Origin of the sequence: Neorhizobium sp. BETTINA12A (genome assembly GCF_023006485.1) — a bacterium.
GTDB lineage: Bacteria > Pseudomonadota > Alphaproteobacteria > Rhizobiales > Rhizobiaceae > Neorhizobium.
On the sequence record NZ_JALBGW010000049.1, the window covers coordinates 16,607 to 30,868 of the forward strand.

Here is a 14,262-nt window from a genome sequence, read left to right on the forward strand (position 1 = left end):
TGGGTCAGCCGATGGCATCTTTCAAAACCCTGACAACGTGTTCCTGCTGCTCAGCAGTCAGATCAACCCACAAGGGCAGACGCACCAGCCTTTCCGACTGGATGTTGGTCACCTGCAAGTCGCCCTGCGTGCGGCCATACCGTTTTCCGGCGGGCGAAGAGTGCAGGGGCACATAATGGAAGACCGAGAAGATATCGCTTCTCTTCAGCTCACTAAGTACCTTCTGACGATCGATCTCCGGCGCCAGCAAAACGTAATACATGTGGGCATTGTGCTGGCATTCGTCCGGAACGATGGGCCGGCGAAGCAGTCCTTTAGCCTCAAGCGGTTCAAGAAGCGTGTGATAATGTTGCCAGATGCCCAAGCGGTGACTGGTGATACGCTCGGCTTCTTCAAGCTGGGCACATAGGAAAGCCGCGATCAGCTCGCCCGGCAAGAACGAAGAACCGACCTCCTGCCAAGTGTATTTATCGACCTCACCCCGGAAAAAACGACCGCGGTCCGTGCCTTTTTCACGGATAATTTCGGCGCGCACCGCCAGAGCGGGGTCGTTCACCAGCAGGGCTCCGCCTTCCCCTGAAATTACGTTCTTGGTTTCGTGAAAGCTGTATGCCCCGAGATCGCCAATGCTGCCCAGTGCTCGGCCTTTGTACGCTGCCATCACGCCCTGCGCCGCATCTTCCACGACCTTGAGGCTATGGCGATTGGCTATGCTCATGATGGCGTCCATCTCGCAGGCAACACCCGCATAATGAACCGGGACGATAGCCCGAGTGCGCGAGGTGATAGCCGCCTCAATCAGGCGTTCGTCGAGGTTCAAAGTGTCTTCCCGGATATCGACGAACACCGGCACGCCGCCGCGTAGCACGAACGCATTGGCGGTCGAGACGAACGTGAACGAAGGCATGATGACCTCGTCACCAGGCTCGATGTCGAGAAGCAATGCCGCCATCTCCAGGGCGGCGGTGCATGAGTGCGTCAGCAGCGGTCTAACGCATCCGCTTTTGTTTTTCAGCCATTCATGGCAACGCTTCGTGAAAGGCCCGTCGCCAGCAAGCATGTTGCCGAACTTCGCTTCCGCAATGTAATATAGCTCTTTACCGGTCATGAACGGCCGGTTGAACGGGATTTTCTCGCTCACTGCTTATCCTCTTGAAGCCTGTGCCACTCGTCGGCGACGCCGCGCAGATAGTCGCTGTACTCGCATGCCGGCATGCGCTCGATCAAGGTTTCAAACTGCGTAATGCTGAGAAACCCTCTCACTAAAGCCGCCTCTTCCGGACAACCGATTTTCACGCCTTGCCGGCGTTCGATCGCCTCGATGTAGGAAGAAGCTTCGTGCAGCGCGGTACTGGTGCCGGCGTCAAGCCAGGCAAAGCCGCGGCTCAAGCGCCGCACCTGCAGCTTGCCGAGCCTCAGGTACTCCAGATTGATATCCGTGATCTCCAACTCGCCGCGGATGGACGGTTTTACCGCCTTCGCAATGTCCAGCACGCTGTTATCGTAGACATACACACCAGGGACGGCGTAGCTGCTTTTGGGATGCTGGGGCTTCTCTTCAATGGAGATCGCCTTTCCGTTCCGGTCGAACTCCACTACGCCATAGCGCTCGGGATCCTTGACGTGGTAGGCGAAAATTGTAGCACCACCCGTAAAGCTGGAGACAGCGCGGGGAAAATCGTCGCCGCCGGAAAAGATATTGTCGCCCAGCATCAGGATCACGTCATCGAAGCTCACGAAATCCGCAGCAATTAAAAATGCCTGCGCAATTCCTTCCGGCTTCGGCTGCTCACGATACTGAATTGCCACTCCCCACTGGCTGCCATCCCCAAGCAAACTCCGGTACCGAGGCAAGTCGTGTGGCGTCGCAATGAGGCAGAATTCCTTGACCCCTGACGCGATCAGAACGGTCAGAGGGTAATAGATCATAGGCTTGTCGAAAACAGCCTGTAGCTGCTTACTGGAGACTTGCGTCAGGGGATACAGCCGCGAGCCCGCGCCACCAGCAAGAACAATCGCTTTCATTCATGTCTCCTTACCGACACGATCGGCCTCGATTGGATAAAAAACCTCTCATGCTAAAAGATGGTTGCTTTCACATCTTTCTTGCGACGAGGAGTAGTGAACCACCCAGCGGAAGATTCAAACCGGTTCTGATGAGAACACTTTGCGCACGTAATACCCGTCGTTGACATAGTCGCGGGTCATCAATCGGCATGTCATCGGATTATGCGGTATCCTCACGCTCGACATGAAGTTTATCGCCTTCCGGAACACCTCTCCCAGGAAGTTGGCACTTGTTGTTGATACCCGCCGCTCCTGAACACCATAGACAACATCCAAGTGGTGACGTTGACGCTCGTCATGAAAGCGAGGAAGCCATTCAGGTTGCTCTTCCAGGTCGCAATCCACCAGGAATACCGGATCTCCTGTCGAGCTCTCCAAATCTGTCACGATAGCAGCGTGGTGTCCAAAATTGCGCGAAAGGTCAACTATGCGGATGTTCGGATTCCTCTCTTGCATGGACAGCGCCATTTGCAGAGAATCGTCCGGCGAGCCGTCATTTAAGAGAACTATCTCGTAATCGTCCGTAACAGACATAATGGCCGCCGTACTCCGGCAGATAAATGACTCCAGATACCGGGCTGATCGATACATGGTACTTACGAGAGACAGCTTCACGGATGCACCCATTTCATCTTTCTGCTCGACTCGGACCCGCAATTGAACAGCAGATCAAGGATCGTCACGCCATGAGTGAACCCGCCCCAGAACTGGGGATATTCCGGGTAACCCGTATAGTCGAACCAGGTAAGCTCTATTCCTCGCTCCTTGAAGACTTCTTCATCTACATAGTCTTTTGCCGCGGGGCCAGATACGTACACTGCGCCACCCGCTTGAGCGCAAAGAGCAGCCAGACGCTCTGTCTTTCCTTCCACCAAGGTGTAGTCCCATGAATTGGAAATCACAGTTTGGATCGAGAGATAGTTGCAGATCGCCTCGATGAACCGGCGGTTGAGCTGCGAAAGGTGAATTGGCGGTTCACTCAGGTAAAGAGGCTCCAACCACACAGCGATTTCCTCGAAGTGGGGCGTACGACGATAATTCTGGACTAGGCTCTTCCAATGGATGTCCGCCCATTCGGTGCCTTCGATCTCCGTTTCCCGGATTTTCTGGTGGTACTTTCCCTTTACTTGAACGGGAACCGTGAGCCATTGAACCCCTTGGGGCGTCTTGATCTGGTTCCGATTGCGCCAATCGCGTCGCGTGTACTGCATGTCGTCGTAGAGTATGAACTCGTCCACCGCGGCGATCATGTCAAAATAGCCCTTCCACGGGATGTAGTTGGACTGGACGATAGCCACCTTCTTCACTTCATTTCCCTCGCTCGAATGGCTTGGCAGGCGCTCAAAGCCTCACTCGGGGCCGTCGGTTTGTAAAGTTCCTGAATACGGCTGGCATCATAGCCGCCTGCGCCTTCTGCAGTCCGCCAAGTGCCTACCTCCTGATAGCTTCGAGGAAAAGCAGCTCCCAAACTCGACATGAGTTCCGTCGGAATGCTCCGCGGGCCATCGGGCTCAAAGAGAACCCACGCCTCGGCAATCTTCTCGCAAGCAACATGGCCCAGGGCCGCCTTAGCAAGCTTCAGACTGCCTGGATATCCCCCGATCGTCCAAGCCTGGCCAACGCTTTTAGCCCCGATGGCATAAAGAATACCGGGGGACTGACCTGATAAATCTATAACGGGAGTACCGTGTTTGAAGCCGCTATTTTGTGCGGCCGCCACGGCGTCAGCTATATAAGCCGCGTACCCTTCGGATAACACCAGGGCGGATCGTTGCGGCCCGATTTCCAAAATCGTTTCGTTAAGCCTGAGAGGCTGAGTTTGACGCTGAGGCTGCTCCAGCCCCGTCTGCAGAAGGATTGCCGTGACCATCTGAGTAGCCAGCGCAAGCGGCAGTGCAAACGACCAGGTTCCACGTTCACGAACAACCGGCCGCAATAGCGTTACGCCTGCCAGCAGCCAGAAAATGCCCGCCCAGGCTCCATTCTCCCAATAATTCCTGTTCGTTCCAAATGCATAAATGTGTGGCATTGCGAGAAAGAAGATGGCTACCGCCCATTGCGCTACTGAAAGAGAACTCAGCGGCTTGGGCCGGCCAAATATCAGGCCGGTCAACGCCGCGGCAAATACCACCCCGAAGATCAGCAGTCCCTCGAATTCTCCGAGACCGGCGGTCTTATGAACTCGGCCAAAGGCGAGCAACGCAGTGGCCGTGAAAAAAACAACAGATACAGACAGGAAAACGATCAAGTCCCTCGGTTTTTCAGACAGAGCACCCCAGATCGCAACAAGTGCCATCACCAAAACAGACAGAATGGCTAGCTGCCCCGGGGTGCGGACTCTAAAATTGTCAATCCGAAGGATTTGACTCATGGTGTGACCACCACCTAGATATCCCCCGAAATCAATCCCAAGCTGAAGTCGTTTTGCAAAACCCAAAATGGATCCGTCGATCACCATCGCGCTGAGCAGAAGAAGCCCGATAGTGGTCGCCGCAGCAAGCAAAAGCAGTCGAAGCGAGAACTTGCGAGACACTAGAAGGCAGACGAAAATGCCGACAGCCAACGCTACCGCCGTACTTGGCTTGGCCATGAATGCCAACCAACCACCGATGCCAACAATGATCCATCCAGCGACGCTTTTACGACTGATCGTTTTGTCGGCGAGAAGCAGGCCGATGGCAGTAATCATCAGCGACTGAAATGCAAGGCTGTTGTAATTTGGGGTGGCCAACCACGTACTGAACACGACAAGGGAGCTAGTGCCCAACCCTGCGGCGGTGACATGTAGGGCGACACGACCTTGGCGGACCTCAGGCGCGAGTGAAGCCAAGTAGGTATAAGCTAAACCCCATCCCAAGCTGAAGGTGATTACTATGTTGGCTTGCCTGAGCGAGGCAATATCGCCGCTCAGGAGAATATAAAGAGGACGGTAAATAAAACCAAACTGCGATGCCGAAGCCTCATAGATAAAAGGGTTCGACATCCATACGAGATAATAGCTTTCGTCTGTAAAATCGAGTCCATAGAAGCTGTATCTGAGAAGCCAGCCCAGGATCATCAATGTTCCCAAAACCGAAATGGTCGCCGTTGCATGGCGCGTAACTACCACCATCGGATTATTGGTTTTATCTTTCAGAGCCACTCGGCTACTCACTGCTCAATACCCAACTGCAGATAAACTACTCGGTTTACCCGCGATCACCGGCACCTCCGAATATTGGAGACCTCTTAACCCGTTTCGATGGGTGGTTCCATACTTGAGTTTGAATAGCCCCTAGATTTGTAGACGCCTTCTTTCCTAATTTTGAGGCGAGGAGAGCATCATCTCAGCTACGGCAGCATCATCTCCGTGTACACCGGAGACGACGAATCCGTGACCGCACTGACAGACGACGGCATGGGCGAATTGGAGCAGATGCTCAAAGACGCCCACCGCTCACCCCGGGAATGGAACGACTTCCTCGACAGCTTTGTGGACGATGAGCTGCTCGTCGCTCGCATCAAAGCAAAATCTCCGCGGTAGCAATCGGCCGGTTACGGCACATCACAATCGATTCATCGATCGCAGGACATGCTCTGGTGAGCGCGACGCGATCGAGTTGATCCGATCCCTCGAAGTCAAACATAACGTTTGTTTTCAAGCACCGGATACGTTTATCATGATCGGCCCATAACGACATGAGTGTATCGAATGACTTTGGAAAACGGCGACCTCCTCAACGACGTGGCAAATTATTACTCCGACAAGCTCCGGGCGCATGGAAACCGTGCAGCTGGCGTGGATTGGAATGGTGAGGCGGGCCAGAACCTCCGGTTCTCTCAACTGCTAAAAGTTGTCGACCCCGCAGCTCCATATACAATAGGAGACATCGGTTGCGGATATGGTGCACTGGTCGACTATCTCAGAACTCTGAACCACGATTTCCAGTATACGGGCATAGATATCTCCGAGCAGATGGTTTCGGCTGCCAACGCCCGGTTCGAGAACCAGCAAAATTTCCGATTCCTGGTCGGGAACTCCCTGGATAAGCCCTCGGACTATTGTGTCGCATCGGGCATATTCAACGTGCGGCTCGAGCGATCGGACGAGGACTGGCTGAGCTCGATAATTCAGACCATAGAAAAGATGAATGCCTCGTCGCGGAAGGGATTTGCGTTCAACTGCCTCACGTCATACTCGGACTCGGAAAAGATGCGACCCTACCTTTATTATGCCGATCCGCTCGCGCTCTTTGACATATGCAAGCGACGTTTCTCGCGCAATGTAGCGCTTCTCCACGACTACGGATTGTATGAGTTTACGATAATTGTGCGCAAGGACCTTTAGGTCGCAACCTGCGGCAGTGTAGTCGGTGACTGTGTTGAAATTTTCTCTACCCAACAATCGATTAGCGGTTGAATTTCGGCGGGCACGATCCAGAAAAGTTTATGCACTTTAACTGCAACTAAGAAAGCCACGAAACGAAGCATAAATGGAGATCTGCGAGCTGCGAACTCACGGTCTGTTGCAAGCCGCTCCACTGCCTTTTCAAGCATATATGTATTCATTTTGACCTTGAGAGAAGGTATCTTACGCACCGATCGTTTAACTGATGCGGCCGTAATCCAGTTAAGCGACGCCCAGATACCCTCGTTATCAAGTAGGTCCGACTTTGACCTGATCCGGCTGTCGAACACGTAACGTGTTAACCTCTTTGAGAAGAGAGTCGGAATATTAAAATGTGGTTCGTAAGGAAAGGCATAGTTTGCGCAGGTGAATCTGTAAAAACACCCCAGTTTTAGCGCTCGCCCAACCCGCTCGATGACTCGATCGACATTTCCCACATGCTCCATCACGTTAATTGAGAATGCATAATCATATACGAGATCGACGTCCAAATCTTCCGCGTAAGCCCCCAGAAACTCTGGCTCAATACCGTCTTCAGCCGCGCACCTAAGGACCAAGGTCCTCATTTGATCAAAGTGTGAAAATCCATCGCCAACGGGTTCAAGTCCAACGATCTGGTAACCTGCAGACTTTAGAAAGCATGTCAGCAGGAAGGAACCTGCGCCAACCTCTAGAATCTTCGCATCTGGGCGCAAAGATTCCAGGTCCCCGCGGATATGGTCAACCGAAAATCGCGCTTCTGCGGAATAGGTGTCGAATATGCCGAGCAACTGCGGAGCATTTACAGAAAAATACGCCCTGGCTTTTCCCAGCCATTGATCGATACACTCATATTTCCTCATTTTGTATCCGCACTTTATGCCGTGTTTAGAGGGAGGGATGGTGTTGAAGGCACTAAGCAGTCGGCATCTATTGCGACTGACTGCAAAGTATAACTCCGAGCAATATTACGACAATTCCAAGAATCCTCTGGGTATTTAAACCCTCTCCCAGTAGAACGACGCTTCCGAGCGTAACCAGAAACACAGTCATCCCAATGTAGACCGGAAATGCCAAGCTCAGCGCATACCTCTCAACCACTATCATCCACGAAAGCGAGCTGAGAAATGCCGCTACGTAGCCAGATATGATAATGGGATCAATCAAATAGGAAACTAACCGTTCCCAAATTCCACCATTGAGCACTCCCGCTTTCACAAGTGTGCCTACGCGCCACTTGAGCATCAACTGCCCATATACTACGAAGGAGATGGTTGGAGCCAGTGCGAGAAAAAATCTCATTTATTGTGCCATAGTTCAGTTTTCGCATGACCGTACCGGTACATATCCAGCATGTCTGGCGGGATGCCCCAGTCGTGGGCTCCGACATCATCATGCAGTCTTTCTAAGTTGGCCTTATGACTTTCGATGATTTGTCGGGTAAGTCCGCCCGGTGAAGGCGTAAAGCCGTGCTGATAGGCGGCGCTCATGATATGCTTGATTGATTTCTCTATTGCTGCCTCGCGGCTAAGGATACGCAGCGGCTTGCGTTCGGGATGAAACCACTCAATGCGTTCATCCGTCTTGTCGCCATGTATGATGTTCGCCAATATCTCCGAAAGCAGCGGCGACAGATGAAACCCGTCACGCTTGGTCCCGGTGCAGACAACTAGGTTCGAAATCGAGGTCCGGCCGATCAGCGGATAGCCATCCTGGCTTGTCGGACGCCAGCCTACATTGATGCCGACGAGATCAGCCTTGTAAAAATTAACGTTGATCTGTTCCATAGCGGCTCTCATCAGCGTTTCGACGCTGGTAAGGCGGCCATAGTTGTACGGAGTGGGAGAAATAAAATTCGTCGCACCGATCAGGATATGGTCTTGTGGCTCGTCGGGATCACGGAAGAATGGTACGCTGTAAATACCGCACGCGAGCCCCCTGTTAGGCGTCCTTATGGCCTTGGTGTGCGGAAAGTCGCGGCTTCTGATTTCAAGCGAAACCCCAACGCCATAGAAAATGCGCTGGATATCAATTCCCAGATCGCTCTTTTCAATCAGATCCGTGACCGTCGCCCCTGTCGCTAGGAGGTAGGTGTCACCGCCGAGCGTTTCACCATTGGAAAGCACAACCCCGGTTAATACCTCAGCCGTCTTCAACAGCCGTTGTGCTTCGGCATCAACGAACCTTACCTGAGGGAACCGGTTGAGAAGGTTGTCGAGCTTCTCCAAAATCAGTTTCGGATTGAACCAGCCTTCATTTTCAATGTAGAGGGCGCGTGTTGCTCGCGCCTTCTGTTCCGGCAGATAGTTTGGGATGTCTCTTGGCGAGACATGCCTGAACGGTTCATCGAATTGCTCCAGGGCATCGACGATCGCATCGTAGTTTTCGTCATCCAGATCATCTGCGGCGGTGTTATTGACAACGTAGGTACCGGTATCAACGCAACCGCCGCCGCCGAAGCCAGAGCACTTCCTGCATCCCAATGGCAGACAAGACGCGCCGGCTTCGATCATTTCATTCTCGAAGCGCGGCCACATTCTCCCCGCTAAATGGCTGAGTTCGAAACGGAACATGTCAATTTCGTGATCGAGCGATCCTTTTTCGATCTCGGCAAACGAGTTCAACATGGCACCCGCCGCTCGGGTGGCAGAACCCGCGCGAGCGCGCGGCCCGATGATAGTGATAAGATCCCGAGCGTTTGCCCTTTTCGCGAGGCGAAACGCGGTTGTCAGGGCAATGATCCCATTTCCGATTATAACTGTTTCCATAAGAACCCAACGGCTGAATTAGATGGTTATTTAACCAGATAGCAGAGGCCCGGATAAGTCGAACTCCGGTAGATTTTATGGGGCACTTTCGTTAGAATGTTGTCCGCGTAAACTTGGCCCTCCGCCTGAACGGCAACACCGCGACTGATCTGCCAGAACGCGACAATGCCACCGGGTACCAGGCGGTCCCAGACATCCCTAAAGGACTTCAGAGTCGGATCGTACGAGTTAACGTCGAAAAAGGCTAAGGAGACGAACTCCCCAGGATTTTCTGTGAAGAAGTTCGGGATTTCGACGCGACAATCGCCCTTGATGACTTTGTGCTTGCCGTTGTAGTTCCCCATAGCGTTACTACGTTCGTGCAAGACGAGCAGCCTGCTAAGAAATTTGGAGTAGTCCTCTCCGCCGAGGTCGTAAGTTCCCTCCTTATGGAGTTCGGTGGACTTATCTTTGTCAGAGAATCCCGCATAGCCTTCAAATGTGTCGAAGCAGACAATACGCCGGTTGAAATGAAGAGGCTCGTAAATTGCGCGAAGATTCTCGCACAATACGGCCGTTTGGCCTCTCCACGTGCCGATATCCATGACAATCCCTGGAAGAGAAACTATCTTCTGATAGATCTCTGCGACGCCTAGGATCCTAGCCAGCAACGAACCTCTTAGAAAAAGACCGAGCGAACGCTCCTTCTCCTCATCTGTTGCTTGATAGGACTGCATGATATCAAAAATTTCTTTCCTCGACTCCAGTGCATCACTTGGTGAGTAGGAAAGGATTGACGACTCGTGACCCGTTGACATGTTTTGATTTCCTTACCGTGTATTAGAGAATTTCACGGACGATATAAAGCGGCCTGTTTTGTACCTCGGTAAAGACCCGTCCCAGATACAGACCAAGTACGCCTGTACTGCCCACCTGAACGCCGAATCCGATCAGGCCGATTGCGGCAAGTGATGTATAACCCGGCATGACAGTGGCGCCCAACAGCTTTTGCACGACCACAAAGGTGCCAAGTAAAGCGCCGATAAGGGCGAAGGCGAGTCCAATTCCTGCGATGAACTTCAGCGGTCTATCTGAAAAATAGAGAATTCCCGTCAGGGCAAGCCTCAATCGCTTACGAAAATTGTAGGACGACTTACCGTCGGCCCGTTCCCTGTGAATGATTTCGACGTAATGATGACGGAAGCCCAGCCATTGATCGAGGCCTTGTGGGAAGCGGGCTTTCTCCGTCAGACTGTTATAAACGTCCACGAATGCTCTATTCATCACTCGCATAGGGGATGTGTGAGGCGGGGAACGGAGGCCCGTGAACAGTTCGAAAATCCAAAAGTACAACTTAGAAGTAATTCGGTCCATCAGAGGGCTGTTCCGCTTCCTGTACTGGCCGATTACAAGATCATATTGCCCAGTCGTAACGGCATCGAGCAGCTTGGGAGCCTCGGAAGGCGGGTCCTGACAGTCTACATTCATGCGCATTACATACTTGCCAGATGCCAATTGGAAACCACAGGCAATTGCCGCGTGCTGCCCAAAGTTGCGCGAGAGATCAACGACTTTAACAAAATTGAAGTCGTTCCGGATTTCTTTGAGAATTTCCAAGGAGTTGTTTGGGCTGCCATCGTTAATGAAAATCAGCTCCATGTCCGCGGAGATATCAGTTTTTTCAAAGTACGCCTGAAAGACGTGCCGCAACTCCTCGCAGCAGTTTCTTGCCAAATAGCCATCCCCGTATATCGGAATTACTATTGAAAATTGCATCAGTTCGCTGCCTCTCCCAAGATCGAATGGGCCCTCCAATTAGGGAAAAAGAGTTTTTCTGTCAACGACTGCTACGATAGAGCTGGCTCGGGAAATCTGAACAGCCAGGATAAGTGGAGTTTCTGCGTGACTTCGGCTTAGATGCCGGGAACAGGAGATACCATGACGAGACGACCGCGCCGGAACCGTAGCCCGGCTTTCATGGATTATGATCTGGGATATTTCGATGACGAGACATACGGGCTCGAACCTTTGCCGAACCATCTCGGGCCGAAAGTGTTACCTATGTCTCAGGAATAAACCTGTAACCTATGTGTCCGGTATGGACCAAAGAAATAATGGTGCCCGGAGGCGGATTTGAACCACCGACACGCGGATTTTCAATCCGCTGCTCTACCAACTGAGCTATCCGGGCATCGAGGCCTGCGGCCTTCCGGCCGAGGCCGGCGGGGGTCGTTTCCCCCCGGAGCGAGCGGGGTTATAACATCTTGTTCGGCCATGTCCAGCGCCAGAACCCACTTTTTTGACAGGTTTGCGAAAATCGCCAATTCCTGAACAAAAACAGGCACGACATGACCGGCTCAGTCGTCCGAGCCGTCGGCCTTGGCCTCGTCGTCCGAGACGGGAATGGCGTAGGAACCCGTCAGCCAGCGCGACAAGTCCAGCGTGCGGCAGCGGTCGGAGCAGAAGGGATAGTGGTCGCGCGCCGACGGCTTGCCGCATTCCGGGCAGGGTCTCGTCTTGCGGAGCGGCTCGACCTTGCCGCCGGTCTTGATCGGTTCGGATGTCATCTTTGAATACTCCTTTCTACAGGGGGGCGTGGCGCTTCGGCAGCTTTTGATTGCCGAAGACACCCTGCAGGCGCAGCCGGAGCACCTTTCGGCATGCTCCATCGGCTTGCTCTATTGGCCTGCGCCGTCTGAACCAGCCTTTTCAGCCTTCCGGCCAGGCTGCCGCCACGTCGAAGCCTTCGCCGGTCAAAAGCCCGGTCACCTCGAAAAGCGGCAAGCCGACGACGTTGGTGTAGGAGCCGACCAGCTTCTGCACGAACGATCCGGCAATACCTTGGATCGCGTAGGCACCCGCCTTGCCGCGCCATTGCCCGGACGCGATATAGTTGTCGATCTCGCGGGTGGAAAGCCGCTTGAAGCGCACCTTGGTCTGCACCACCTTCTGGCGGAACTGGCCGCCAGGGGTGATCAGGCAGATGCCGGTATAGACCCAGTGGCCGCGCCCGGAGAGCAGGTGCAGGGCAGACGAGGCCTGCTCCGTATATTCGGTCTTTTCGAGAATGCGGCGACCGACGGCGACCACCGTGTCGGCCGACAGGATATAGCTGTGCCGCCAGGCCGGATCGTTGCGGATGGCGCCGAGCGCCGCTTCGGCCTTTTCCGTCGAAAGCCGGCGGGCGAGCGAGCGCGGATGTTCGGATTTCTTCGGCGTCTCGTCGATATCCATCGGCATCAGCCGCGCCGGCGCGATGCCGGCCTGGTTGAGGAGGTCGAGACGGCGCGGAGAACCGGAGGCCAGTATCAGCTTTTGTTCCAGCGCCATGAGAGCCCGCCGCGAATGAAGGGATTTACTTGAAGCGGTAGGTGATACGGCCCTTGGTCAGGTCGTAGGGCGTCATTTCGACAAGCACCTTGTCGCCGGCGAGAACGCGGATACGGTTCTTGCGCATGCGGCCGGCGGTATGGGCGATGATCTCGTGTTCGTTTTCGAGCTTCACGCGGAACGTCGCGTTGGGCAGGAGTTCGGTCACGACGCCCGGGAATTCGAGGACTTCTTCTTTAGCCATCTATAGTTTTTCTTCCTGTGTTGGGTTGGGCCGGCAACGCTTTTCGCGCCCGCCCGGAAATTTGCGCGGAAACTACACAATCGTGTCCGCTTTGTGAACCTCGCTTGCGCGCTATTCTCAATGTCGTTTCAAGTCACATCCGGCAGGCCGTTTCAGGCGGTCTCGGCGGGGTGCCGACTGATGCCGGAAAGCCGCTCGTCGATCAGCCGCCAGAGGTGGTCTCGAACCTCACGATAGGCATCGAGCATCTGGTCGCGGGTGCCGGTCGCGGCGGTCGGATCCATGGTCGGCCAATAGACCACGTCGACGGCATTGGCCCGGGTCAGTTCCAGCGCGGCATGGTGGGCTTCCGGCGTCAGCGTGACGATCAGGTCGAAAAAATCGTCCTCGAGCTCTTCGAGCGTACGCGGCTGGTGACGGCCGATCGAAAGGCCGACCTCCTCGAGCACCGCATCCACGAAGGGATCGCGCTCTCCGGAGCGCACGCCCGCCGACTGGACGTAGATATCGGGTGGCAGCAGCCGCTTTGCAATGGCCTCCGCCATCGGCGAACGGATGATGTTGAAGCCGCACATAAAAAGGATGGCGCCCGGTCTCTTGGTTTTGGTCTCCGGCGCGAGCACTGCTTTCATGCTCAACCGCGCCAGTAAAGCACGCAGACCAGCGTGAAAAGCCGGCGGGCCGTGTTGAAATCGACGCGGATCTTGCCGTCCAGCCGGTCCATCAGCGTCTGCGAGCCTTCGTTGTGGACGCCGCGCCGGCCCATGTCGATCGCCTCGATGCGGCTCGGGGTCGAGGAACGGATCGCCTCATAATAGCTTTCGCAGATCATGAAGTAGTCCTTGATGATCCGCCGGAAGGGCGTCAGCGACAGGATATGGGTCGCGACCTCGTCGCCCCTTTCGGTGGTGATGCCGAGCACCAGCTTCGCATCGACGAGCGAGAGCTTCAGCTTATAGGGCCCGCCGGCATGGCCGGACGGCTCGAAAGAGTTTTCCTCGACCAGGTCGAAGATGGCGACCGCCCGCTCGTGCTCCACATCGGGCGTCGAACGCCCGATCGAGTCGTCCAGGACGACATCGTAAAGCCGGAAGTCGCCTCGCCCCATCCGTCAGCCCTCGTCGTCGAGGGGCAGGCCGTTCAGGCGGATTGCGACGGAACGGGCGTGCGCATCGAGCCCTTCGGAATGCGCAAGCGTGATCGCCGCCGGCGCCAGCTGGCGCAGCTGATCCGGCCCAAGCCGCAGGATGGAGGTACGCTTGACGAAATCGAGCACCGAAAGGCCTGACGAGAAACGGGCCGAGCGGGCGGTCGGGAGCACGTGGTTTGAGCCGCCGACATAATCGCCGATCACTTCCGGCGTATGGCGGCCGATGAAGATCGCACCGGCATTGCGGATGCCGGGCAACAGCGCGTCGGGGTCGGTAACGGCAAGTTCCAGGTGCTCGGCGGCAATCCGGTTGGCGAGCGGCAGCGCGGCCTTGAGGTCCGGCACCAGGATAACGGCG

Annotated in this window: 16 protein-coding genes, 1 tRNA gene and 1 pseudogene; 2 read left to right on the plus strand and 16 right to left on the minus strand. The window is 54.8% G+C overall.

All coding sequences use genetic code 11. The features are described 5' to 3' along the window. Window positions 1-4: 4 nt before the first annotated feature. The 5 genes from rffA to MOV61_RS14505 form a co-directional block, all read right to left on the minus strand. Complete coding sequence (rffA, locus tag MOV61_RS14485) at window positions 5-1,141, minus strand: dTDP-4-amino-4,6-dideoxygalactose transaminase (RefSeq protein ID WP_247137059.1); 1,137 nt, start codon at window positions 1,139-1,141, stop codon at window positions 5-7. Continuing rightward, the gene (gene rfbA, locus MOV61_RS14490) at window positions 1,138-2,025 is read right to left on the minus strand and encodes a glucose-1-phosphate thymidylyltransferase RfbA (protein ID WP_247137060.1); all 888 of its coding nucleotides are present in this window, start codon (window positions 2,023-2,025) and stop codon (window positions 1,138-1,140) included. Before rfbA ends, rffA begins: the two co-directional genes overlap by 4 nt. Window positions 2,026-2,142: 117 nt before the next feature. Next, window positions 2,143-2,601 (minus strand): glycosyltransferase, encoded by a 459-nt coding sequence (locus tag MOV61_RS14495; protein ID WP_408962381.1) that lies wholly within the window; start codon window positions 2,599-2,601, stop codon window positions 2,143-2,145. Between the two features lie 77 nt (window positions 2,602-2,678). Next, complete coding sequence (locus tag MOV61_RS14500; protein WP_247137061.1) at window positions 2,679-3,374, minus strand: WbqC family protein; 696 nt, start codon at window positions 3,372-3,374, stop codon at window positions 2,679-2,681. Then, on the minus strand, window positions 3,371-5,209 hold the full coding sequence (locus MOV61_RS14505) for a hypothetical protein (protein WP_247137062.1): 1,839 nt from the start codon (window positions 5,207-5,209) through the stop codon (window positions 3,371-3,373). The genes MOV61_RS14500 and MOV61_RS14505 overlap by 4 nt, the downstream gene beginning before the upstream one ends. A 174-nt stretch (window positions 5,210-5,383) precedes the next feature. Between MOV61_RS14505 and MOV61_RS14510 the strand changes: the two are divergent. Then, window positions 5,384-5,590, plus strand: a pseudogene (locus tag MOV61_RS14510) (hypothetical protein); the annotation flags it as partial. A 168-nt stretch (window positions 5,591-5,758) separates the two neighbouring features. Next, complete coding sequence (locus tag MOV61_RS14515) at window positions 5,759-6,394, plus strand: trans-aconitate 2-methyltransferase (protein ID WP_247137063.1); 636 nt, start codon at window positions 5,759-5,761, stop codon at window positions 6,392-6,394. Here the strand turns inward: MOV61_RS14515 and MOV61_RS14520 are convergent. The 11 genes from MOV61_RS14520 to MOV61_RS14570 all read right to left on the minus strand — a co-directional run. Beyond that, on the minus strand, window positions 6,391-7,296 hold the full coding sequence (locus tag MOV61_RS14520; RefSeq protein WP_247137064.1) for a class I SAM-dependent methyltransferase: 906 nt from the start codon (window positions 7,294-7,296) through the stop codon (window positions 6,391-6,393). The two genes, MOV61_RS14515 and MOV61_RS14520, sit on opposite strands and share 4 nt — an antisense overlap. A 435-nt stretch (window positions 7,297-7,731) precedes the next feature. Beyond that, on the minus strand, window positions 7,732-9,201 hold the full coding sequence (locus MOV61_RS14525; RefSeq protein ID WP_247137065.1) for an FAD-binding oxidoreductase: 1,470 nt from the start codon (window positions 9,199-9,201) through the stop codon (window positions 7,732-7,734). 26 nt (window positions 9,202-9,227) lie between these two features. Beyond that, on the minus strand, window positions 9,228-9,998 hold the full coding sequence (locus MOV61_RS14530) for a class I SAM-dependent methyltransferase (protein ID WP_247137066.1): 771 nt from the start codon (window positions 9,996-9,998) through the stop codon (window positions 9,228-9,230). A gap of 22 nt (window positions 9,999-10,020) precedes the next feature. Further along, window positions 10,021-10,956 carry a glycosyltransferase family 2 protein gene (locus MOV61_RS14535; RefSeq protein ID WP_247137067.1) on the minus strand — a complete coding sequence of 312 codons (936 nt, stop codon included), beginning with the start codon at window positions 10,954-10,956 and terminating at the stop codon, window positions 10,021-10,023. A 339-nt stretch (window positions 10,957-11,295) separates the two neighbouring features. Next, window positions 11,296-11,371 (minus strand) — tRNA-Phe (locus MOV61_RS14540). 166 nt (window positions 11,372-11,537) lie between these two features. Continuing rightward, entirely contained in the window at window positions 11,538-11,747 is a 210-nt protein-coding gene (yacG, locus tag MOV61_RS14545; RefSeq protein ID WP_040124545.1) for a DNA gyrase inhibitor YacG, read from the minus strand. Between the two features lie 142 nt (window positions 11,748-11,889). After that, window positions 11,890-12,510, minus strand: coding sequence for a Maf-like protein (locus MOV61_RS14550; protein WP_247036656.1), 621 nt, complete (start codon window positions 12,508-12,510; stop codon window positions 11,890-11,892). A 25-nt stretch (window positions 12,511-12,535) separates the two neighbouring features. Further along, window positions 12,536-12,754: a translation initiation factor IF-1 gene (gene infA / locus MOV61_RS14555; RefSeq protein WP_004435948.1), complete on the minus strand. Its 219-nt coding sequence runs from the start codon at window positions 12,752-12,754 to the stop codon at window positions 12,536-12,538. A gap of 152 nt (window positions 12,755-12,906) precedes the next feature. Next, on the minus strand, window positions 12,907-13,386 hold the full coding sequence (locus tag MOV61_RS14560) for a low molecular weight phosphatase family protein (protein ID WP_247137068.1): 480 nt from the start codon (window positions 13,384-13,386) through the stop codon (window positions 12,907-12,909). A gap of 2 nt (window positions 13,387-13,388) precedes the next feature. After that, window positions 13,389-13,862: a UPF0262 family protein gene (locus MOV61_RS14565; protein ID WP_247137069.1), complete on the minus strand. Its 474-nt coding sequence runs from the start codon at window positions 13,860-13,862 to the stop codon at window positions 13,389-13,391. 3 nt (window positions 13,863-13,865) lie between these two features. Beyond that, a partial coding sequence (locus tag MOV61_RS14570; RefSeq protein WP_247137070.1) for a histidinol dehydrogenase occupies window positions 13,866-14,262 on the minus strand: 397 nt, incomplete at its 5' end.